Source organism: Brevibacillus sp. JNUCC-41, assembly GCF_014844095.1.
GTDB classification, from domain to species: Bacteria; Bacillota; Bacilli; order Bacillales; family DSM-1321; genus Peribacillus; species Peribacillus aracenensis.
In genome coordinates this window covers 4,516,155-4,539,330 of record NZ_CP062163.1, presented here as the reverse complement: position 1 = coordinate 4,539,330, position 23,176 = coordinate 4,516,155, and the positions used below count along the sequence as shown (strand labels likewise).

Here is a 23,176-nt window from a genome sequence, read left to right as displayed (position 1 = left end):
CAGGAGGAACAAAAAATGACTTTAACAGTATCACAAGATTTTAATTTTAAGAGCCCGATCGAGAAAGTATGGCTCGCCTTAACAGATGCAAATACTCTTGCGAAATGGGTAATGGCTAATGATATTAAACCTATAGTTGGCCATAAATTCCAGTTTCGGAATGAACAGTGGAATTTAATTATAGATTCCGAAGTTCTTGAAGTGGAGGAACCTTATAAGTTATCCTACACTTGGGTAGGTGGTGGGATAAACACTACAGTCACATGGACATTAAAGCACGAGGACGGAACAACTTACTTACATCTTGATCAAGCAGGATTCGAAAAAGAAGATCAAGCGTTCAATGGTGCGAAATATGGTTGGGCGAAAATGGGCGAAGATCTTAAAAAAGTGTTAGGGGAAATGTAAGACCAAACTTTTGAACCTGTTTATTAGTATTTAGCTAACGTATAGGAAAAAGCAAACTGCTCGGAAAGAGGAGTGTTCCGTGATGACAAATAGTAAAAGGAATCCTAAGGTTGATGAATTTTTGGGTAAATCCAAAAAGTGGCAGGAAGAATATGAGACGTTGAGAAATATCGTTCTCGACTGTGACCTGACCGAAGAATTTAAATGGATGCATCCCTGTTACACGTTTGAGAAAAAAAACATCGTTTTAATCCATGGATTTAAAGAATATTGTGCGCTTCTATTTCACAAAGGTGCTTTGTTACAGGATACCCATGGGATTCTAATCCAACAAACGGAGAATGTACAGGGGGCGCGCCAGATTCGGTTCACCAATGTTCAAGAAATAGTTGCAACGGAATCCATTCTGAAAGCCTATATCCATGAGGCAATTGAAGTTGAAAAAGCCGGTTTGGAAGTGAAGTTTAAAGATAATACAGAATTCATAGTTCCAGAAGAACTTCAAAATAAATTCGATGAAATCCCTGCTTTGAAAAATGCTTTTGAAGCATTGACCCCGGGACGGCAAAGAGCATACATTCTTCATTTTTCTCAACCCAAACAATCCAAAACTCGAGAATCAAGAGTTGAAAAATGCATGCAGAAAATTCTCAATGGAAAGGGATTAAAAGATTAGTAATTCGTTGAGAAAATATATTAATCAAGTTTAAGACCTTACCTCACTTTGCGATCAGCAAACCTCTTTTTTGGATCGCAGTAACCACTCAATCAATAATCTAAAAATGGACACCATAATTATTTATGACTACGAAGATTATCCTGACATCGTTAATGGTCGCTGTGACAATTGCGGTAAAGCTCAGTTTGAATGTTCGGTTAAGAACTACGTATATATCCGTAAATGCAGAGAGAGTGGGATGAAGAAATCGATTTAACCCTATAAAGAAAGAAGTAAAATTAGTTAAAACACAACAGCTTATAGATTGGATCATCTACATTACCTGTATTCCCCCTTTTAGCTAAGAACTTACTATAAGATACCCCTAAAAAAAGCAATGTATCTCAAGTTTCGAGAAATGCATTGCTTTTTTTCCATTTGCCCGTACCTCTGTGTTATCTGTCTGTTTTCACATCCATGAGTTGACTTTATTGTTGAGGAAGGTTTAGGGCTGTATTTGCTGTATTTATATCAACTTGTAATTGTTCACTTAAATCATGTGGATGATAGTAACCTTTTGAAATCATATAGTTACTTATCTCTCCGTGTCTTTCTACAGCGACACGAAGCTGTTCTCTTAAGGCTGCTTTCAATTCAGGTGATTTTGTTTCTGTAATGGCAAATGTAATATTTCTTATTCCTGATTTTGCGGATATTAAGAAGTCCGTTGCAATCACCTGATCAGTCATGCCACTCATACCCGCCATATTTTGCAAAAAATTCGTCATTACTGTTCCCCTCGATTCGTCAGGATTTCCTGCAGTTTTTGAATATCTTGTGTCCCAGTGCTCATGTCTTTTAATAGAATATTTTGTAGTTCTGTATCCTGCACTAAGCTGCTCATTGTAGAGGACTTTGTTAGACAAAGACTCTTGAAAGTTAAAATTTCGTGCGCCTCTAAAGTTTCATGCAGTCCTAAATTTTCCGTCATGATTTTTCACTCCGTTTCTTTGAGAATTCACTCTTGTATCTTTCGTAATACAAAAGTTTTTATACATCATCATTTGCAAAAGTAACGTGTATTTTGGGAAATAAACTACCTATCGGTCAATAATCCGTATAACAAACAGATGAACTGGGAAAAGTATTTTTTGTGATATAGATTAGGGAGGTGAACGTATGGAAAATGAAAGCTTGGCATTTCATGAAACCATGGAAACGCATGAAATTTTAAATTTTAAAACAATAGGTTTAATGAGATCAAAATTAATGCAAGGAATTTGCTTTGACAATGACTTAAAAGCTTTAATGGAAAAAGACGTACAACAATCCATAGCTGCTATAAACGAGCTAAAGGGTTTTTATACAGAAGCCCTAACAAACTATGAAAAATGAGGTGGAATTTAAATGGAAATGGATTTTTTAGATCCTCAAGGTGCTGAACATATGCCGGAAATGGCTGATTCCTCTTTCGCGCTAGATTTTCTACTCTCTATCAAAAGTGGGATTCATACTTATGGTATTGCATTATCAGAAACAGCGAATCCCGCATTGAGAAAAGCACTGTACCAGCAAATGGAGCAATCTATTGATTTACATGGTGAGTTATCCGATTTAATGATCAGGAAGGGCTGGCTTTATCCGAACGATTTAGGTAAACAGGTGGAATTAGATTTGAAATCAGCCGATATGGCGGTTAGTATTGCTGGAATGAATCTTTTCCCGAATGATACTGACAGACTCGGCATGTTCGCAACGCCGAATAAATAAAGGAGGAAAAGCATCATGAAAGCCGTAACTTACCAGGGCAATAAAAATGTACAGGTTAAAGAAGTTAAAGACCCTAACATCAAAAATTCGGATGATATTATCGTAAAAATCACTACTTCAGCGATTTGCGGCTCCGATTTGCACTTAATTCATCAATTAATTCCCAATATGCCTACAGATTATGTGATTGGTCATGAGCCGATGGGGGTTGTTGAGGAAGTTGGACCAGGGGTAACTAAGGTAAAGAAGGGAGACCGGGTCATTATCCCCTTTAACGTTAGCTGCGGGAGCTGCTGGTATTGTGACCACGACCTTACAAGTCAGTGCGATAATTCAAATCCTCATGGGGAAATGGGTGGTTTTTTTGGATACTCAGAAACAACTGGCGGGTATGCAGGCGGGCAAGCTGAATATATGCGTGTTCCTTATGGAAACTTTACCCCGTTCAAAATCCCAGAAAACTGCGAGGTAGAAGATGAAAAATTGGTGTTGCTCGCTGATGCAGCATCCACAGCATTCTGGAGTGTAGATCACGCAGGTGTTAAACCTGGCGATACGGTTATCGTTTTAGGCTGTGGTCCAGTAGGTCTACTTACTCAAAAATTCGCTTGGTTTAAAGGGGCGAAAAGGGTGATTGCTGTCGACCATCTCGATTATCGTTTAGAGCATGCAAAAAGGACGAATAAAGTCGAAACCGTAAATTTTGCACAATATGAAAACACTGGCGAATACCTTAAAGAAATCACTAAAGGTGGTGCAGATATCGTTATTGACTGTTCCGGGATGAGCGGCAAAATGACTCCGATGGAATATCTTGCATCGGGTCTTAAATTACATGGGGGAGCCATGGGAGGGATTGTAATTGCGTCCCAAGCCGTGCGTAAGGCAGGAACCATACAAATAACAGGCGTTTATGGCGGCCGTTATAATGGATTCCCCCTAGGAGATATTTTCCAAAGAAACGTGGATATTAAAACCGGACAGGCTCCTGTTATTCCTTATATGCCCTACCTTTATAAACTAATATCAGAAGGAAAAGTAGATCCTGGCGATGTTGTAACCCATGTACTTCCAATTGACCAAGCAAAGCATGGGTATGAAGTATTTGATACAAGGACAGATGGATGTATTAAAGTGGTCCTTAAGCCATAAAGATGGTTATTTTCATTTAGAAAAATAGATTTTACAACTATGGGTATGGACTATGAGTAAGAAGGGAAGGCATCAAACCCTTTTTTTAATTTTTTGGAGTAATTTTTACTTCTGTATGAAATACGCATAGAAGAAGATTTAAGAAAAGTGAACATCCCTGTCTTGAGAGCTACATTTACCTTATTCAAATTAAGCACCAGAAAAGACGATTTTGCCCACATTAAGGGAAAATCGTTTTTTTTTGGTGCTCTAAGCTATCTTTTTTCAAAGAGATTTTTTTCATTAAGTAAAACTCACGACCTACAAAAACTATAAGTGGCAAATTAGTTATAGGATTTTTGTTTTTTTTACTTTTTTCGTTTGAATTTATCACATTTACTTTTTCTTTTCTTTGGAGATCAAAAGCAGAAAAGGTTATAGCAGTAAGTGAATTCATTCTGCGAATCATTCGGCATATACTCTTTTATAGTAAAATCCCTAACAATTGTGATAGGGATTTTAGTTCGTTATTTTGATCTAGCAAATGTTTTTTTAAAAAATTCAAATCCAATCGATCCATCATCTTTCAAAACAAGAGAAGCATCAAAAGGCTTCTTTTCTTTTGCCTTTGGTTTCACCCCTATGATCACACTTGTTTTCTTTCTTGGTGCATAAATCTTTCACATGTTTTTCTGTCAATTTTCTTTAAGCATTTGAGATGGGAATGTCTGTTTACACCACTTGCATATTCCGAACATCCAAGTAAAATAAAATGTGATCAAAGCGGTTACGATGACTGATATCCGAAGCAGATTATCCTCGATAGCTTCCAAGTATTATCTCTTTGTCCTCTCCAATAAACGATCTATGGAATCCTGTATATGACTGGAGATTGCAATCTCGGCCCTATATACGTCCCTTGTCCGGATAGCCTCAATGATTTCCATATGTTCCGAGGGTGCGTCTTTTTGGTCGATCTCACCTTTGACATGATAAAACCGCCCTATATGAAGATGGCAGTGCATGCCTTTATACGCTTCGTATAAAAACGAGTTTCCTCCAGCTTTCATGATGGCATGGTGAAATTGTTGATCTAAATGAGTGAAATCAAGTATTTTTTTGTTGGAAGCACCTGTGTTTGTGGAAAACATCTCATCTGTAAGCGCGGCCATTTCTTCCGTCACGCTTACATTATTTAAGCGAATCATGTTCCGGACCGCATGTGTCTCCAATAAAATCCGGGCCTCTAACATTTTCGCCATATTTTCCGCATCTAATATGTCACTGACACGATACCCCTTATTCGGTTCCAAAACGACCAAGTTCTCGGAATTAAGACGAGACAATGCTTCTCTGAGAGGTATGGCGCTAATGTTGATTTCCCGGGTTAAATGGCTGATATTGATTTTTTGGCCCGGCGATAAATCCCATTCAAAAATCTTTTCCTTTAATAAATTGTATACATATTCCGTTGTCTCTCCGCGTTCTTTTTCCTTTATCATCGAAATGCCCCTAACTTGAAAAAATTCTATGAGAAAAAGTGTTATTGCATATTGATGTAACAACTTAAATTATAACTGAAGCAACTTACAGCGTGTTTGCCCTATCAATAAGATAAGGCGAATCCATATTGATATCAAGAATAGACAGTTTGGAAGGAGACCGAATAGTCTGTTGGAAAGTTGCAAAAATATATCTTCCTTACCGATAATTATATATGATATTTGATATATTTTGGAGAGATTATATATAAAATCATTAAATAATTATGAAATATTTAATCTATATTTATTATTTTTTGTTTAAAATACTGTTATATCAACATTTATAAAAAATACACTGAATATTTTTAATTTTAAATATTTACATAATTGTATATTATGTGATATATTTTCGGAAACGATTACATATGATTTTTGAAATGTATGATAAACAGTTTATGAAAGAGCATTGATAGGCAGACAAAATCATGAGATTTAAATGAAAGCGCTTTAAGTGTTTTCCTGATTGAATTTATTCCATCTATTAGCAGAAATAACTGTGAAGTGAAAAAATGTGATTGTAATTTTTCAAAGGGGGAATCTTCAATGAGCATATCGCTTAGTAGAAAAAATGCATTTTATGGCCATTTCATAAATGGGCAATGGATATCCGATCAACATACAATCGCTGTTATGAACAAATATAACAAAGAAGAAATTGCCCAGATTGGCAGGGCATCCCGCGAAATTGTTTCTGAAGCGGTGACCAATGCCTTGGAAACCTTTAATACGAGAAAGCTAGATTCCGATCAACGCTACGAGATTTTAATGCGTGCAGCGGAAATCGCGAAAGAAAGAAAAGAAGAGCTGGCGATGATTCTGGTTAAGGAAGTCGGTAAAGTATTGAAGGACGCCAGAGGGGAAATCGATAGAGGGATTCAAACGATGATTGCATCAGCGGAAGAAGCAAAACGGATTGCCGGTACGGGCGTTCCTTTGGGGCAATCTGGAAACGACAATAAGATGGCTTTCACCATCCGGGTTCCTGTTGGAGTTATCGGTGCGATCACCCCGTTTAACTTCCCGTTCAATCTCACCATCCACAAGGTGGCTCCTGCGTTGGCAGCGGGAAATGCAATCGTGTTGAAGCCAGCTGAAATGACGCCGCTCATTGCATGCAAGATAGCAGAAATCTTTTCCGAAGCTGGATTGCCCGCAGGTTTCCTCAATGTGGTCAACGGGTTTGGGCAGGAAACAGGTCAATACCTTTTGGAGGATGAACGAATTGCGATGTTCACTTTTACAGGGAGTCCCGGCGTAGGCCGGCACATTAAGAGCAGTACGGGAATTCGTAAGGTTACCTTGGAATTAGGGAATAACTCCCCAAATATCATTCACAAGGATGTCCCTGATTTAGACAGAGCAGTTGAACTCTGTGTCACGCGGGGGTATGTGAATGCAGGGCAAGCCTGCATCTCTGTGCAGCGCATCTACGTTCATAGAGATATCTGCGATGTGTTTGTGGAGAAGGCAGTCAAGGTGGCACAGGGCTTGAAGGTCGGAAATCCTGCAGATCCTTCCATGGACATTGGTCCCATGATCTCCGAGAAGGAAGCAAGGCGTGCGGAAGAATGGATTCAGGAAGCTGAGCGTCTAGGGGCCAAAGTGGTATATGGAGGAAAAAGGAGGGAATCGATCCTGGAACCTACTATATTAATAGATGTGAAACCGGAAATGAAGGTAGTCTGCCAGGAAGTGTTCGCACCGGTGATCAGCATCATTCCTTTCGATAGCATCGAGGAGGCTTTCTGTCAGGCTAATGATACGAAGTTCGGCTTACAAGTTGGTTTATTTACATCCGATATCACTTTAGCCATGCGGGCAACACAGGAACTTCATTTTGGCGGTGTGATCATCAATGATGTTTCTACATACCGTGCTGACATCATGCCGTATGGCGGCGTGAAGGACAGCGGAATTGGCAAAGAAGGACCGCATTATGCCGTGCAAGAGATGACAGACGAAAAACTTGTCGTCATCAATCTTTAGACTTTGGAGGTAAGGGATATGAGAAACACATGGGATTTTTATTCTACCGAAAGAATCGTATTTGGAAACGGGGCGATCGGGCAATTGGATTCAATCCTGCAAAGGTTAAAGGCGAAAAACATTTTGATCGTTACTGACCCAGGGATCAAAAACGCTGGTATCGTGGACAGAATTTCATCGTTGTTGGAGCAAGCAAATTACGAAACAGTTATCTATGACCAGGTCGTACCGGAGCCGCCTGTAGATTCGGCAATGGACTGCTATAAGTTTGCAGAATCTCAAATGGATATTGATGCAGTAATTGGCCTTGGCGGAGGAAGCAGCATTGATATGGCCAAGATCGTCGCCCTGTTGGTTGCCCATGGCGGATATCCTCTGGACTATTATGGCGGGGAAAACCAGGTTCCTGGACCAATCGCCCCTCTAGTAGCGATTCCGACGACTGCTGGAACCGGTTCAGAAGTGACATCAGTAGCGGTATTGACCGATGTGGAAAATAACCTGAAAGTTGGTGTCTCGGATAACTACTTAAGACCAACCGTTGCTCTGCTTGATCCAGAATTAACGTTAGGGCTTCCCGCTTATGTTACAGCTTGTTCCGGAATTGATGCTCTGTCACATGCGATAGAGGCATACACAGCCAAACCTTCTGCATATATCCAGGCAGAAGGAAACATTTTATTCCAAGGTTCAATCCCCATTAGCGATGCACTCGCCTATAGAGCTATCGAATTGATTGCAAAAAACCTGCCGCTTGCTGTACAGCAAGGAAGCAATCTCGAGGCCCGTTCCAATATGCTAATGGGCAGCCTCCTTGCAGGAATGTCCTTTTCAAATGCAGGTACGGCTGCAGCCCATGCATTGGCTTACCCAATCGGAGGGCTTGTGAAGTCACCGCATGGAGAGGTGACCGGGCTCTTGCTCCCATATGTCATGGAATATAATGCAACTGTAGAAACAGAAAAAATGGTGAGGATTTCCCAGGCATTCAATGTGAACTCGGAGGGCCTCTCCGATAAGGAAGCCGCTTTGGCTGCTTCAAAAGCTGTGCTTAACCTGCTTGGGGAAATTGGACTGCCTACAAAGCTGGCGGAGATTGGGATCAAAGAAGAGGATATTCCCGAAATTGCTGAGAAGACCCTCCAGATCGATCGCCTGATTCGGAATAACCCAAGAGTGCCAACCCAGCACAGTTTAGAAGAATTACTTAGAAAAGCTTTATAGATTGCTTGAAGGAATGGTGTCCCTGGAAGGTTAAGCATCATAACCATTCATGATGGATCTGCAGACCGGGGCGGAAAGGGTTTCACTATCTAATAGAATATAAATGGAGAGGAAGATGAAAATGTCTCTTATGCCTTTTACATATAGTATGCCGACACGGGTGGAATGCGGTAACGGAATATCTGGAAAAACAGGGGAACTAATTAAGGATTTAGGTGTATCGAGTGTGCTGATCGTAACAGATAAAGGGGTTAGAGGAGCCGGTATCTTACAAGGCATTGAAAAATCCCTTGCCTCGGCAAATCTTTATTTTGAGATTTACGATGAGGTGGAGCCTAATCCATCAGCTCAAACAATCCAACAGGGTACAGTGTATCTTAAGCAGCAAAAGATGGAGGCGGTTCTAGCTGTAGGCGGAGGAAGCAGCATTGACACTGCCAAGGGCATCGCGGCAATGGCTACTAATCCCGGCCATATCCTGGATTATGAAGGGGTTGGAAAGATTTCCAATCCCCCGCTCCCGATCATAGCAATCCCGACGACGGCTGGAACTGGCAGTGAAGCTACTAATTCGACAGTGGTAACGAATAAGGAAACCTCTTTTAAATTAGGTGTACTTAGTTCACTTCTGTTTCCAAAGCTAGCTATATTGGATCCTGCCCTTACATTGAATTTGCCTCAAGAGATTACTGCAGCTACTGGTATGGATGCTCTTACTCATGCAATTGAATCTTACACCTCCAAATCTGCCAACCCTGTCAGCAAGGCTTTCGCGATGCAGGCCATTAAGATGATCGGTGAAAATTTAACACGATCGTACTTTGTGGGAACGGATATGGAAAGCAGGGAAAACATGCTTGTAGCATCCTTGTTAGCTGGTGCAGCCTTTTCACAATCCCGACTGGGTAATGTACACGCCATTTCTCATACATTTGGAGGAGTCTTTAATATCCCGCATGGCATCGCAAATGCAGCACTATTGCCATTCGTCATGAGATTCAATCTGCCGGCATGTGAAGATCAGTATAGAGAAATTGCAATAGCTTTAGGAAAGGATGTAAGCGGTTTATCCAATGCGCAAGCAGCCGAAAAAGCAATCGAAACCATCATCGAAATGAATCGGAGCATGAATATTCCTCTAAATATTAAAGAGCTTGGAGTCTCATTGGACGTTTTACCGAAATTAGTGGAAGATTCCATGCGAAGCGGTAACGTGGTCGTTAATCCAAGGCTGACGAAGGCATCGGATATCCAACTGATTATAGAGAAGGCTTATGAGGGGGATTTTGAAGGTTTTAATAATGGTAATCGAAGTGCAAGCAGTGCCAAAAGTTCAGAAACGGCCATCGTGAATGTATAAAAACCATTCAATTTGAAAATCACCTGGGATTTCAGGGGATTTCGAATCAGTTTTCCCTTTTTAACTTTTTTCGGACATATGGATTTCCCGCAGCATTTTTTCTACCTGAATATAATTATCTAATGAGGTGACGTATGAAAAAGACCAATGGAAGATGGCTTGTAGTGGTACTCCTTTTCGTCGCAACAACAATCAATTATATGGATAGGGCAATTCTTGGCATTGCAGGACCCTCGATGATGAAGGAACTTTCGCTTTCGGCAGTCGAATTCGGGATATTGGGGTCAGCGTTCTTTTGGTCGTATGCCTTAATGCAGATCCCGGTCGGGGTAATCGTTGATAAATTGGGGGCACGCTTAACGTATTCGATTGCCATCGTATGGTGGTCGCTCTGTACGGTGTTTACTGGAATGGGACGATCACTTGGCGGACTGATCGGTATCCGCGTTTTAATGGGAATCGGAGAGGCGCCAGCGTTTCCGACCAATACGCGCGTTATTTCAGACTGGCTGCCGTCACACGAACGGGGCATTGCAAACGGGATTTTTAATTCTGGTACAGCTATCGGGATTGGGATAACGACACCCATTTTAGCATGGATCATCCAGACTTGGGGATGGCAAGCATCCTTTGTGGTAATTGGATCCATCGGTTTTGTATGGCTGGCATTCTGGTTATTCTTTTTCAAAAACCATCCAGAGCAAAGTAAGATTGCAAACGAGGCCGAAGTAGCCTATATCAAAGGGGAGCAAACTCAAACCGAAGAAGCGACGACATTAAACATCTCGCCATTTAAATTCTTCAAATTCAGAAGTGTTTACCCTATGTTATATGGCTTGTTTGCCCATAACTATCTTACTTATTTAATGATGACCTGGCTTCCCACTTACCTTGTAGTCGAAAGGCAAATGACTCTTTTAAAAGCCGGATTTTTCACGATGCTGCCTTGGATCATGTCCTTTCTGGGAAATATTCTAGGAGGGGTGTTGTCGGATTTCTTGATTAAAAAAGGCTGGAATTCCATCAAAGCAAGAAAAACTGTTTTAACCATAGGCATGCTTTTTCCATTAGCCATAATACCGACGATCTATACAGACAGCGCCATAATGGCACTTACGTATATCTCAATAGCAATCGGCGGTGAAGGATTGGCTGCGGGCATTCTCTGGGCCACTGTTTCGGATGTTGCTCCAAAGGGTGCGGAAGGAAAGCTTGCCGGGCTGCAAAACTTCGTGGGGAACCTCGCTGGCTGGATTGCTCCAGTCGCAACAGGGATCTTAGTAGCGAAGTTCAATAATTTCAATATAGCCCTGATTATACCTGTAGTCATTTGCCTAATTGCTGCTGTGGGGTATACCTTCGTTCTTAAAAATGAAAGGATTTCCATTAACACGGACATTGACGGGGGAACTAAAGTTTCAGGGCTCTAATCTTTTTGTGTAAATAATGAAGCGCTTTGCAAATACAACAAAAAAGGAGACTTATTCATGCTGAAAACTAGTGGATTAATCAATTTATCTGAACTGAAAATGTATGTGAACGGTGAATGGACTGCAGCACATACTGGAGAAACCTTACCAGTAACAAATCCATCAACAGGGAAAGTGGTGGCAAGGATTCCAAATGGAGGACGCCAAGAAACGCATGCGGCCATTGCATCTGCTGAGGAAGCGTTTAAATCCTGGTCAAAACTGACGGCACAGGAACGCAGTAAATATCTAAAGAAATTGCATGACCTTATGCATGAATATAAAGATGAATTAGCAGAAATCATGAGTATGGAAATGGGCAAGCCCTTAACGGAAGCCCGGGGCGAAGTGGATTTTGCTGCAAGCTACCTGGAATGGTTTGCTGAAGAAGGCCGCCGGATTTATGGGGAAACGATCCCTGCTTCTGCACAAAATAAAAGGCTATCGGTGATTCGCCAGCCGATTGGAGTGGTCGCTTCCATTACCCCTTGGAATTTCCCGTTGGCCATGATGACGCGGAAAGTAGGACCTGCCATGGCCGCTGGTTGTACAGTCATTGTCAAGCCTGCAAAACAATCTCCTATTAGTGCGTTAGCATTTGGGAAATTAGTTGAAATGGCGGGAGTGCCTGCTGGAGTGGTCAGTATCGTAACAGGGAGTGCCGGACCTATCTCGGATGAAATTTTTGAAAATCCGGTAGTAAGGAAAATTTCTTTTACCGGATCTACTGAAGTAGGCAAATTGCTGGTTACCAAGTCAGCCCCGCAGCTCAAGAGACTTTCCCTTGAGCTTGGAGGACACGCACCGTTCATCGTTTTTGAGGATGCTGATTTGGAAGCCGCAGCAGCTGGTGCCGTTGCAAGCAAATTCAGGAACACCGGACAAACGTGCGTATGCGCCAATCGCATTTACGTCCACCGTTCTGTCATCGATGAATTCTCTGTACTTTTTGTTGAAAAGGTACAAGCTCTAAAAGTCGGAAATAGCATCGATCCAACTGTTGAAGTCGGACCTCTTGTAAGCAGTGATGGCCTGGAAAAGGTAGAGGAACATGTACAAGATGCCTTGGCAAAAGGTGCCAGCCTTCTTTGTGGCGGACAAAGAGTTGAAGGGGAATTGGCTGATGGATTATTCTATGAACCGACCGTTCTGGATGGAGTGAACAAGGATATGCTCATCACACACCAGGAAACATTTGGACCGGTCGCACCAATCATCCCGTTTGATACAGAAGCAGAGGTGATCGAGCTTGCCAACAATACAGAGTACGGGCTGGCCGCTTATTTTTACACACAGAATATAAGCAGGGGAGTCAGGGTATCCGAAGCTCTGGAATTCGGCATCATCGGCTACAACGACGCCATTCCCACCGTTGCACAAGCCCCATTTGGCGGCATGAAAGAAAGCGGCATGGGGAGGGAAGGCGGCCATCAAGGCCTAGATGAATATTTAGAAGAAAAATATATATCGATGGGTTTTTAAAATAGGGCAAGAAAAGGCTTAAGGTGAAGTCGAATCCTTAAGCCTTTTCTTATTTACCTCATAAAAAGTCTTAATTCAACACACGCTCCCAATTGATTAAACATCAGTTACAGAACCTATGGCCAGGTTGTTTTACATCCTAAGACAAAAAAATAATCAAATTTTTGAATTAGGGATGGAAACGTCACCATCCCTTTATGATTGAGGATGAACCCGCTATTTGTCACCCGCCCATGAATGACATTTCGATTTTATCCTGTTTTTTCACTGTTCCAGCTGACCTCTCATCCGAATAGAAGTCGTCCCTCTGGTTCCAAAGTGAAATTCGGAAGCATTTGGGATTGATTGGTTTCTTTTTTCACTACCATATTCACTTTAACTCCAAGGCCCTGCTTCTTTGGCAGCAGCTATACCTTCTATGACAGGCTTTATCCCCCTCCAAATAACCGGGTTATTATCCTCTGCAAAAAAAACATGCTCGAAATATGCACATGCGAATATGTGGTTGTGGCGTTAAAAAACATATCTCAGACGTCTTATTTTACCTAGTTTGGTATTTGTATAAATGACAAGCAAAGGGGGAAAATGATATAAGAATAATGAAATTTGAAAGGGAAAATGAGAAGTCATGAACTCAATAATAGTAGAAATAAATGAGGTTTTTAAAGATGCAGAAGACTTTTTCATAGAACCGTTTAGTTTGGCTGGTGAAGCAGTCCTTTTACTTGGTTTACATTCAATAGTCAACCTTATAAAAACAAAAGAAATATTAAAAAAAGATATGGATACCAGTGAAGTGATTCATTCAATAAAAGTAAAAAGAACTTTTTTCAACAGAAAAGGTATTGAAATAAATAGTGAAGAAGCAATAAAGTCTATTCTTCAGGGTAAACTCATTATTTACTCAAAAGAAAAAAATATAATGTTGCTATTTGAACCAATTCCCATAGAATTAAATCGGTCAATTGAACCGCCAGCTAATGAAAACGTATTGCAAGGTCCTTTAGATTCTTTTATTGAAGATATGTCAACAAATATAGGAATAGTGAGAAAAAAAGTTTCCTCTGCTCAGCTCTCAGTTAAAACCTATACGTTAGGAAGTGATCAAAAAAAGAAATTATCAATAGTTTATTTGGACGACCGAGCAGATAAAGGTGTGATTAAAAAGATCATTTCACATATTGAAATGAATCAACACACAAATATTCTCTATCTTCAGCATCTTTATCGTTTTATGGGTATGCGAAAATGGGAGGTTATCCCTCAGTTTAATAACACAGAAATGCCATTGGAAGCAGTAGATGGTTTAAACAAAGGAAGGGTCATTCTATTCGTTGACGGTTTTCCCTTTGCGCTTATCTTGCCACATTTATTATGGGATATGTTCGCCCAGGCGAATGACCGTAACTTTGCTTACCCAATAATGAGCGCCATCCGATTTTTACGTGTTCTTGGCGCTTTGGTTACCCTTATATTTCCAGCTCTCTATGTGGCCCTTGTTGCTGTAAATCCTGAGATATTAAAAATTGAACTGGCTCTATCGATTGCTCAGAGCAGGGAGGGAATACCCTATCCCCCTTTTGTTGAAATTACAATTATGCTCCTTATTTTAGAGTTAATTATTGAAGCGAGTATAAGGCTTCCGCTCAGTATCGGTCCAACGGTAACAATGGTAGGGGGAATTGTCATCGGACAAGCAGTAGTAGACGCAAAGCTGGTTAGCAACCTGTTAATTATCATTGTAGCAGCAACCTCGATAGCGAATTCAAGCGTTGTAGGGTTTCAAAATGCGTTAATCCTGCGCTTACTTAAATATGTAGTTGTTATTTTTGCTTCAATCTATGGCGTGTTGGGAATATTATCCGGTCTGGTATTAATAAGCGCTTACTTTGCAAGTCGAGAGATATTTGGAATTCCATACACTAGTTTAACTAAGGGGAGGGGGGGAATTGGATAAAAGCCTTCAGGTTATATGCATGGGGTTAATGTCTCATTTTGGTCTTATTTTTTTCATTTATCCGGAAAGAATTATTGCCAGCACACAAAAAGGTCACTGGGAACCGATTTTAATTCAATGTGTCATATTTATTCTATTTTTATGGCTTTACCTAAAGGGTCTATCTTATTTTCCAAAACAGGATATTATCGGTATTTTAAAGACCTTAGGTAAAGCTTTTTCTTTCACATTACTTTTTCCTGTTCTTCTTTACTTAATTATAACTACTATTGAACTTGTTAGCGCCTATGCAGAAGTGACCAACATTATCTTTTTAGCGAATACTCCTACATGGGCAATTATTACATTAATGATTCTTATATCAACTTATATCGCCGTAAAAGGAATTGAAACCATCTTACGTACAGCCTTATTAATATTCTGTATCTTTTTCCCGTTAATCTTACTTACGCTTTTGATTTGCTTTCAAGACGTTGATTGGCATAATGCATTTCCGATTATGGATACCGGCTTTAATTTTTTTCGAGAACCTCCCTTTTATACAAGTTTTTTTTCTTTCGCCATTGTTTTTTCATTTTTAGGTTTTATTCCAAAAAAAATATCGTATAACTCTAAAAAAATCATGTTTGCAGTCTTTTTTCTTATCCCATTTTTTTTCTTATCCGTTTATTTACCTCTTTTAACCTTTGGAAATGAAACGGCTAGTACGCTGCTTTTTCCCTTTATAACCACATTGGATAAAGTTCAGCTTCAATGGCTTATATTTGACAGGGCAACCTTGTTTTTTGCGTTAAGCCTAGTTACCTTTATCATGTTGCTTACTTCCTTACTCTTATGGCAGTCCTCTATAATAATGAGTCAATATATCCCGGGATTAAAGCAAAAATATCATATTGTAGTCCTATCTGTTAGCATTTTTATCATTTGCTTATGTATTCCTAGTTGGCAAGAGACTGAGAAGTTGCTATGGTGGAATACTGCTTTCCGATTTTATATTTTAATCGTACTCCCTTTAATAATATTCCTAATCGGTGTAAGGAGAAAAAGACTATCATGAGAAGTATTATGATTTGTTTTAAACTAGTACTTAGCCTATGTATATTGATGCCATTAAGTGGTTGCTGGGATATTAAAGACATTAACCATAGAGCCTTTCCGATTGCAATGGGAATTACAAAAGAGGGAGAAAAATTCAAAGTCTTACTTCAAATTCCTATTTCTTCAGAGGGTGTTCAAAAACAGACAATTGTCAAAGGAACAGGGTTAACCATTTTAAAAGCTGTAGAGGATATTAGAACTAATATGGAAAGCAGTGTAGACTTATTGCACATAAGGATAATTATATTTGATCGAAAATTAGTAGAAGAAGACGGGATGGAAGAACCGATTAACACGTTTATGAGAATTCGTGAAATATCTTCAAAAACATTAATCGCAATATGTGATGATAATATAGATTCTTTTTTCTTAGCACTCAAAAAGAATATAGAAAAAGGGATAAATATTTATGACTTTTTTGAGAAATATGCAGGTTGGACCCCACAAATATCTTTAACACGTCTATGGCATGTTTATCGAGCCCTTAATTCCTACACTCAAAATGTAGCAATTCCTATGGTCAAATCAGGGGAAAACACTGCAGTTACTTATACAGGTTCTGCAGTGATGAAAAAAGGAAAACTCGTATCTAAAATGGATCCTAAAGAAACCCTCCTTTTTAATGCCTTTCATGGGAACAGTATGAAGGGAAGGGTAGAAGTAATGGAACATGCAACCATCATGATTGTTGGAAATACAGGTTTTCATAAAGGTGAACTAAGAAATCATATTCCATATATGTTCTCAACGATTCGTTTAAATGTAGTTATTCAAGAGAGAAGGGGAAATGTTTCCAATGCAATAATTAAAAAAGAGCTGGAAAAGGTATTGGCAAATCGTTTTGATGGAATGCTGAAACGATTTCAAAAGCAAGAATCAGATGTCTTCGGTTTGGGACAATACTATAGAAATAAAATTCCTTATGAGGAATTGAAGGACTGGCGAAAGAAATATTATCCCAATCTAGAAATGAAGCTTACCATTCATACTACTATACAAAACGAGGGAAGTATCAAGACTATAACTGACAAATAGATTTTGGATATCATACAAAAAATGGGTAAGCTTTAATTTTAAAATGATTATTATCAAGAGCCCCATGCATCATCGTGCATTTTGAAGTGGAAATACTACAGTTTATCCATTTTGATTCGTTACGGGGAACCGTATCATAAGTAAATGAGGTTCTTAAATAATCTATATTAAAGAATATCCGCCCACTTTATAGGCTTCTAAAATTCTTACTTATGCTCAGGATGAAAAGGTTACACTAAACTTAAAAATACTCCCCTGTAAGGAGACAGATTTATTTTCTAACCAGGCTGCTGGACGGGAGCAAATCATAATAGTTTTTATGTTAGTTCTAAAATTGACTGCAAACGTAAATTCAGATGCTCTCATTCCCCGTCCTTGAAGAGCCAGTGGAAGTTTGAATCACTTTATCGAAACTCCCATGTTTCTCCAGGACTAATAAACCCACAGCATCCATCACGATAGAAAAATTTATCAAGAACCAGGCACTACAAAAAATTTTCATCATATATAGGTGTTATCCGTTCGGATTTGATAAGGAGGATATCATGCAACCTATGTTACCTATGGAAAAATATTTTGGGCAGTTTGAACTGGTGCATGCTTTTTATGGGGCTATGCCTACAGGTGTCAGTGTTTCTGAAACCGGTCGTATTTTTGTATGCTTTCCGAAATGGGGAGACGACGTTAAATTTACTGTGGCGGAAATTGTTGAGGGTAAATTGCAGCCTTATCCCAGTGCAGAAACCAATTTAGTTAATACTGGGAATATTACGATGTCTTTCGTCAGTGTCCAAAGTATCGTTGCTGATGGAAGAGGAACACTTTGGGTATTAGATACAGGGGCACCAAATTTTTCTGAACCTATTCAAGGGGGAGCAAAATTAGTTGCTGTTGATTTAAGCACGAATACAATAAGGAGAGTATATACCTTTACAGAAGATGTTGTCTTGCCAACAACTTATCTGAATGATGTCCGTTTGGATTTTAGGGTTGGAAGAGCAGGCTATGCATATATAACGGATTCTTCTTCCAGAGGGCCAGGGGCTATTATCGTCGTAGATTTAGAAAATGGGAACGCGTTTAGACGGTTAAATGGGGCAATATCAACTTCACCTGATCCCTATTTTTTGCCGAAAGTAGAAGGTGAAATTTTGATGAATCGAAACCCGGACGGCTCGACTTTCCCATTTAGATTGGCTTCCGATAGTTTAGCGATTTCTCCTGATGGAAAGGTTTTATTTTATGCTCCGCTAACCAGCCGTCAGCTGTTCTCGATCTCAACAGATGCCCTAAGAGACAGGGGGATACAAGACCTGAATTTATCCCAATATGTGCAGTATTGGGGGGAAAAAGGTGCGTCTGATGGAATGATCACCGGCTCAAAAGGAACCGTTTATGCGGGAGACTATGAAAACAATAGCATCCGGAAGATATTGCCGAATGGCGCAATGGAAACCATCGCACATGACCCGAGAATTTTATGGCCGGATACTTTTTCGATTGGCCCTGATCAATACTTATATGTCATTGTGAATCAATTACATCGGCAGGCGAGATTTCATTATGGAAGAGACCTCCGGGAAAAACCATATAGTTTACTTCGTATGAGAATTGATGAATTACCTGCTCCTACCTTTTCATAGTAATCGTAAACGGAGGTAGCTATCCCCCATCAGGGAGCTGCCTTTTTTGTCAGATATGCCCGCAACTGTCCTATAATAAAGAGGTGACTTAACTCAAATTGAAAAGCCTGCTTCTTTATAAGCCTTCCGTTGAGCAGAAGTAATGGTAATTTTATCTCCAACACGTATATAAGGAGAGCAAAACTCTGATTTTGATTTCATTGTACGATTCTTTTTCTTTGATACAGTTGGGAAATATGCCGAGTTATAGCTTTATCGGACCTGAGATAAAGTAAGGTATTAACTAAAAGTAACAGTAATCTTTCTAATATGACACGGCTAGTTTTAATATAGTAATACTGGCAAGGATCACTAGTATAGGGGAAAATTTAACAAAACCTTTTTGGCTGATTCAAATATATCGATATCCATAGCGGCCCTCATTCTTTGAATCGTTTCCGTACCCCTTATGGAACTTACGGGGCAGTCTCAAGTGGTTCGGGTTGCTGAAGCAACTTTGTTATGTAACTAAAGGGCATGGTAGTATCTTTTATAATTGCAGTCTCTTATTTTTTCCATTCTTCTATACTATGGTTTACGAAATAAAATCTTGGCGGGATTAATCGTAAAATGTATGGTATTGATACATAAAAAAATTTATATTTTTAAAATAAAATTTTAGGTTTTGTTTCTCCCAGTAACAATTGGGTTTAATGGATACTCCATATACCATATATTAATTCTTTAATTTATCCCGTAATATATCCCTGTTACAATGTAGGTTATTGTTAGATTGTGTCAGATTATGTTAAGAATTTAAAGGGTTCAAGTCCTCATTGGAGAAGTATATTATCAGGGTGTTTTTAGCCGAGAAATACTGACTGCAAAGATTTTGACACAGAAGGAGGGCTCTTAATTAAAAAGCAGCTGTTTCAAATTAGTATATTTTGCTTGATGGTCTTTGTTCAAACGCTTTGGTCTCCCACGATTTTTGCTGAACAAAAAAAATTTATTATTGCTGGGGAAAGTGCTCTTCCTCCATTTTCATTTGAAAATGAAGCTGGTGAGCTGACAGGCATCAATATTGATTTAATGGAGGAAATAGCAAAATATAATGGCGTAGATTTCAAATATATTCCGATGAGGATGGAAGATGCGGAAAAAGCCTTAAGCAACGGAACAATTGATGCTATTGTTGGAAGTACCTATAATACCGAAAAAGATAACCAACTTGATTTCACTCAATCCTATTTTACAATGTCCCAATCCATAATCATTCCTAGTAAAAGGAAACAGGATATTCATACGTTAACGGATCTGCGGGATTCACATGTTGTCCTTGACCAAAATACTCCAGTAATCAGTACATTTCTCAATATGAGGAATACAAATTTAACGACCGTTTCGAATCAATACTCGGGTATTTTAACATTATTGAACAACCGTGCAGATGTATTCATCGGGAACAAATGGACTGCAGATTTCTATTTGAAAAAGTTCCGCCAAGAAAAGAATTACATCATTCTCGATGAAGTCATTGAACCAGCGGATTATACGATTGCAGTGAAAAAAGGGAATCAATCGCTTCTTTTCATGATGGATAATACACTCACGGAACTTAAAGCCAACCGGAATATCAATGGGATAATCGATAATTGGGTCATGCCACAATCCAATCAAAAAATTGCCAGGCTGGAGCAATTCATATTCTGGTTGATCATCACCCTAACTGCCGTGGCCCTTATCCTTCTAATCATTTACATATGGAATCAAAAGCTAAAAAAATCCGTTCATAACCAGACGTTAAAATTACATTTATTAAATAAGGATTTAGAGAAACAACGGCAAAACATTGCTAATGCTGAAGCGTTCAAAGATCAAGTCTTAAACAATATCAATAATGGGATCATTACATTCGATCTCGATTTCATGATTACCAGCTGTAATGCAAAGGCATCAGACATTCTTGAAATTTCCAAGGAAATGATTCTGAATTTTATGAATCACTCACAATTAATGAGGAATTTCGGAGCTTTACATCAAGAACAAAATGGGAATAATCTTACGGGTTCTTTTCGGATCTTGGTATTTGATGAGGAAAATGACCAGAAGGTGATTTCATATTCGATGCATAAGATGTTCAATTCTGAAGATATACAAACCGGATACTTACTTTCCATGAATGATGAGACGGAAAAGAAAACATTGGAGAAAAAATTGGTCACGCAAGAAAAGCTGCACGCCCTTGGTCAACTAGTTGCAGGTGTCGCACATGAAATAAGGAATCCTTTGACATCGATTAAAACATTCATTGATTTACTTCCGAGTAAATATGATAATCCTCAATTCCGACAAGTTCTAATGGAGCACTTGCCTACTGAAGTTAACCGTTTGAATGCGATTGTTACCGATTTAATTGAATATGCACGTCCGCGTCCGCCAAATATTACAAATTGCCACGCTCATGAACTTATATCCTTACTTGCTTTTCATAAGGTGACAATGGAAAAAAAACAAATAAATTTCGAGCAGACGATTGAGGAGGACGTTATTTTTTATATAGATTTACAACAAATTCAACAAGTACTTCTTAACTTGGTGTTGAATTCGATTCATGCCGTTGAAGAAACAAAGGAAAAGACCATTAAAATCTACATTGATAAAGAGAACGAAAAGACAGGGCGGATTACCATATCCGATACGGGAAAAGGGATGAAACAGGAGGAACTGAACCATATTTTCGAGCCGTTTTTTACAAATAAAGAAAAGGGGGTCGGTTTGGGACTAACGTTATCGTATAGGTTAATTAAAGAAAATAACGGAGATATCCATGTAAAAAGTTATCCTAATACAGGTACGAAATTCACCATTTCACTACCTTTATATATCGAATAGGAAGCCTGGAAAGAGGGGGAGTTATATGAAAATGCGAGTATTGGTGATTGATGATGAACCTGCTATTTGCACTGCTCTTAGCTTTGCGTTGGAAGATTCTTATCAGGTCGTGGCAACCACTGACCCGGATGAGGGGCTCCGGAAGATCGACAATCAACCTTTTGATATTCTATTACTAGATTTGAGAATAGGAAATAAAAGTGGACTTGATGTCCTGCAGAAAATCAAACAAATAGCACCTAACGTAACAGTCATCATGATGACTGCCTATTCATCCATTGAAACTTCCATCGAGGCCATAAAAAAGGGGGCCTACTACTATATTGAAAAGCCAATTAATATTGAAGAACTTTCTTTGCTCTTGATGAGGGCAGCCGAATTCAAACAGATGTCCAATCAATTGGAGACATTACATGAAGAATTGGGGATTCAAAAGGGATTTGGTAACTTTCTTGGTAACAGCAAGGCGATGCAGCGTATTTTCTCAATGATCGAAAGAGTGAAAGATATTGATTCCAGTGTTCTTATCACGGGTGAAAGTGGTACTGGAAAAGAGCTTGTAGCCCGGAACATCCATACGCTAGGAAGAAGGAAAAACAATCCAATGCAGATTGTCAATTGCGCAGCAATTCCTGAGATGCTGCTGGAATCGGAGTTGTTCGGTTATGAGAAGGGAGCATTTTCCGGTGCAACACAAAGGAAGGAAGGGAAATTCGTTGCTGCTAATGGAGGCATCCTTTTTCTCGATGAGATTAGTGAAATGCCCCTTCCGCTTCAAGCCAAATTATTACGAGTATTGCAGGAACGGGAAGTGACGCCTCTTGGGTCCAATGCAAAAATCTCATTGGATGTCCGTATTATAAGTGCAGCCAATAAAAACTTGGAACAAATGGTGATGGAAGGGGAATTTAGGGAGGATTTGTATTTCAGGCTTAATGTCATTCCCATCTCGATGCCGCCTCTAAGAGATAGAAAAGAAGATTTACCAATCCTTATGGATTATTTCATAAAAAAGCACGCTAAGGATATGAATCGTGAAGATAAGACGTTCTCGGCAGCCGCACGTCGGATTTTACTGGATTACCATTACCCTGGCAATGTCCGTGAACTTGGTAACATCATAGAATATGCTGTCGCCCTATCGAACTCGAAAAAAATGGAGGATACCGACTTGCCGCAATATGTTCAAGAACAGAAGTTCATTCTTCAGCAGGGGGGCAATGACGAAGATTTTAATAGTTTCAAAATCCCTATCGGAATATCCATGAAAGAGATAGAAGAAAAAGCCATAACGGCCACACTTCAATACTGTAAAAACCATCGGCAAAAAACAGCTCAAATCCTAAAAATTTCTGAAAGAAGCCTTCGTGATAAAATCAAGCTCATTTCAAAAGGAGAATAAAAGGCTCATCGTGTTAATCGGCATTTTTTTCTGGATAACCGGCAAAAATTGCCGATTTATACGTGTATATCATTCAATAAATCGGCAGGATTTGCGTTTTAAAGCAGAAAATCGACTTGGCATGGTATTTGCATC

21 protein-coding genes and 1 pseudogene are annotated in these 23,176 nt (G+C 39.4%); 17 read left to right on the top strand and 5 right to left on the bottom strand.

Annotated elements, in window-relative coordinates; all coding sequences use genetic code 11:
• Positions 1 to 15: 15 nt before the first annotated feature.
• The 3 genes from JNUCC41_RS26900 (at position 16) to JNUCC41_RS26895 (ending at position 1,343) form a co-directional block, all read left to right on the top strand.
• Positions 16 to 408 (top strand): SRPBCC family protein, encoded by a 393-nt coding sequence (locus JNUCC41_RS26900; protein ID WP_228467692.1) that lies wholly within the window; start codon positions 16 to 18, stop codon positions 406 to 408.
• 82 nt (positions 409 to 490) lie between these two features.
• Positions 491 to 1,084: a YdeI/OmpD-associated family protein gene (locus tag JNUCC41_RS22030; protein ID WP_192204850.1), complete on the top strand. Its 594-nt coding sequence runs from the start codon at positions 491 to 493 to the stop codon at positions 1,082 to 1,084.
• Positions 1,085 to 1,190: 106 nt separating this feature from the next.
• Positions 1,191 to 1,343 (top strand): DUF8096 family protein, encoded by a 153-nt coding sequence (locus JNUCC41_RS26895; protein WP_228467411.1) that lies wholly within the window; start codon positions 1,191 to 1,193, stop codon positions 1,341 to 1,343.
• Positions 1,344 to 1,554: 211 nt separating this feature from the next.
• On the opposite strand, the gene JNUCC41_RS22025 is transcribed toward JNUCC41_RS26895, so the two are convergent.
• Positions 1,555 to 1,854 (bottom strand): spore coat protein, encoded by a 300-nt coding sequence (locus JNUCC41_RS22025; protein ID WP_192204849.1) that lies wholly within the window; start codon positions 1,852 to 1,854, stop codon positions 1,555 to 1,557.
• Entirely contained in the window at positions 1,854 to 2,057 is a 204-nt protein-coding gene (locus JNUCC41_RS22020; RefSeq protein ID WP_192204848.1) for a hypothetical protein, read from the bottom strand. The genes JNUCC41_RS22025 and JNUCC41_RS22020 overlap by 1 nt, the downstream gene beginning before the upstream one ends.
• A gap of 188 nt (positions 2,058 to 2,245) precedes the next feature.
• Here JNUCC41_RS22020 and JNUCC41_RS22015 point away from each other — a divergent pair, with 188 nt between their 5' ends.
• Genes JNUCC41_RS22015 through JNUCC41_RS22005 form a run of 3 tightly spaced genes read left to right on the top strand, consistent with a single transcriptional unit; the run spans position 2,246 to position 3,988 of the window.
• Entirely contained in the window at positions 2,246 to 2,461 is a 216-nt protein-coding gene (locus JNUCC41_RS22015; protein ID WP_192204847.1) for a spore coat protein, read from the top strand.
• Between the two features lie 12 nt (positions 2,462 to 2,473).
• Complete coding sequence (locus JNUCC41_RS22010; protein ID WP_192204846.1) at positions 2,474 to 2,836, top strand: spore coat protein; 363 nt, start codon at positions 2,474 to 2,476, stop codon at positions 2,834 to 2,836.
• A 15-nt stretch (positions 2,837 to 2,851) separates the two neighbouring features.
• Positions 2,852 to 3,988: a zinc-dependent alcohol dehydrogenase gene (locus JNUCC41_RS22005; RefSeq protein ID WP_144529302.1), complete on the top strand. Its 1,137-nt coding sequence runs from the start codon at positions 2,852 to 2,854 to the stop codon at positions 3,986 to 3,988.
• A 220-nt stretch (positions 3,989 to 4,208) separates the two neighbouring features.
• Here JNUCC41_RS22005 and JNUCC41_RS22000 read toward each other — a convergent pair whose 3' ends face one another.
• Both JNUCC41_RS22000 and JNUCC41_RS21995 read right to left on the bottom strand, forming a co-directional pair.
• Positions 4,209 to 4,436, bottom strand: a complete 228-nt coding sequence (locus tag JNUCC41_RS22000) for a hypothetical protein (RefSeq protein WP_192204845.1) — start codon at positions 4,434 to 4,436, stop codon at positions 4,209 to 4,211.
• A gap of 367 nt (positions 4,437 to 4,803) precedes the next feature.
• A complete protein-coding gene (locus JNUCC41_RS21995) occupies positions 4,804 to 5,469 on the bottom strand; it encodes a GntR family transcriptional regulator (protein WP_192204844.1) in 666 nt (221 codons plus the stop codon).
• 585 nt (positions 5,470 to 6,054) lie between these two features.
• Here JNUCC41_RS21995 and JNUCC41_RS21990 point away from each other — a divergent pair.
• The 5 genes from JNUCC41_RS21990 (at position 6,055) to JNUCC41_RS21970 (ending at position 13,032) form a co-directional block, all read left to right on the top strand.
• A complete protein-coding gene (locus JNUCC41_RS21990) occupies positions 6,055 to 7,497 on the top strand; it encodes an aldehyde dehydrogenase family protein (RefSeq protein ID WP_192204843.1) in 1,443 nt (480 codons plus the stop codon).
• A gap of 18 nt (positions 7,498 to 7,515) precedes the next feature.
• The gene (locus JNUCC41_RS21985) at positions 7,516 to 8,721 is read left to right on the top strand and encodes a hydroxyacid-oxoacid transhydrogenase (protein WP_192204842.1); all 1,206 of its coding nucleotides are present in this window, start codon (positions 7,516 to 7,518) and stop codon (positions 8,719 to 8,721) included.
• Between the two features lie 115 nt (positions 8,722 to 8,836).
• Entirely contained in the window at positions 8,837 to 10,081 is a 1,245-nt protein-coding gene (locus JNUCC41_RS21980; RefSeq protein WP_228467410.1) for an iron-containing alcohol dehydrogenase, read from the top strand.
• 134 nt (positions 10,082 to 10,215) lie between these two features.
• Complete coding sequence (locus JNUCC41_RS21975) at positions 10,216 to 11,511, top strand: MFS transporter (RefSeq protein WP_192204841.1); 1,296 nt, start codon at positions 10,216 to 10,218, stop codon at positions 11,509 to 11,511.
• Positions 11,512 to 11,568: 57 nt separating this feature from the next.
• The gene (locus JNUCC41_RS21970; protein ID WP_192204840.1) at positions 11,569 to 13,032 is read left to right on the top strand and encodes an NAD-dependent succinate-semialdehyde dehydrogenase; all 1,464 of its coding nucleotides are present in this window, start codon (positions 11,569 to 11,571) and stop codon (positions 13,030 to 13,032) included.
• 326 nt (positions 13,033 to 13,358) lie between these two features.
• On the opposite strand, the pseudogene JNUCC41_RS27485 reads toward JNUCC41_RS21970, so the two are convergent.
• Positions 13,359 to 13,467 (bottom strand): annotated as a pseudogene (locus JNUCC41_RS27485) (GTP 3',8-cyclase MoaA); the annotation flags it as partial.
• Positions 13,468 to 13,660: 193 nt separating this feature from the next.
• Between JNUCC41_RS27485 and JNUCC41_RS21965 the strand changes: the two are divergent.
• The 6 genes from JNUCC41_RS21965 to JNUCC41_RS21940 all read left to right on the top strand — a co-directional run bounded on the left by JNUCC41_RS21965 (position 13,661) and on the right by JNUCC41_RS21940 (position 23,041).
• Positions 13,661 to 14,989 carry a spore germination protein gene (locus tag JNUCC41_RS21965; protein WP_192204839.1) on the top strand — a complete coding sequence of 443 codons (1,329 nt, stop codon included), beginning with the start codon at positions 13,661 to 13,663 and terminating at the stop codon, positions 14,987 to 14,989.
• Positions 14,982 to 16,046 carry a GerAB/ArcD/ProY family transporter gene (locus JNUCC41_RS21960; RefSeq protein ID WP_192204838.1) on the top strand — a complete coding sequence of 355 codons (1,065 nt, stop codon included), beginning with the start codon at positions 14,982 to 14,984 and terminating at the stop codon, positions 16,044 to 16,046. The genes JNUCC41_RS21965 and JNUCC41_RS21960 overlap by 8 nt, the downstream gene beginning before the upstream one ends.
• Positions 16,043 to 17,122, top strand: coding sequence for a Ger(x)C family spore germination protein (locus JNUCC41_RS21955; RefSeq protein WP_192204837.1), 1,080 nt, complete (start codon positions 16,043 to 16,045; stop codon positions 17,120 to 17,122). The genes JNUCC41_RS21960 and JNUCC41_RS21955 overlap by 4 nt, the downstream gene beginning before the upstream one ends.
• Before the next feature lie 545 nt (positions 17,123 to 17,667).
• Positions 17,668 to 18,765, top strand: a complete 1,098-nt coding sequence (locus JNUCC41_RS21950) for an L-dopachrome tautomerase-related protein (RefSeq protein WP_192204836.1) — start codon at positions 17,668 to 17,670, stop codon at positions 18,763 to 18,765.
• Positions 18,766 to 19,698: 933 nt separating this feature from the next.
• Positions 19,699 to 21,639 carry a transporter substrate-binding domain-containing protein gene (locus JNUCC41_RS21945; protein WP_192204835.1) on the top strand — a complete coding sequence of 647 codons (1,941 nt, stop codon included), beginning with the start codon at positions 19,699 to 19,701 and terminating at the stop codon, positions 21,637 to 21,639.
• A gap of 25 nt (positions 21,640 to 21,664) precedes the next feature.
• Complete coding sequence (locus JNUCC41_RS21940; protein WP_228467409.1) at positions 21,665 to 23,041, top strand: sigma-54-dependent transcriptional regulator; 1,377 nt, start codon at positions 21,665 to 21,667, stop codon at positions 23,039 to 23,041.
• Positions 23,042 to 23,176 lie beyond the last annotated feature (135 nt).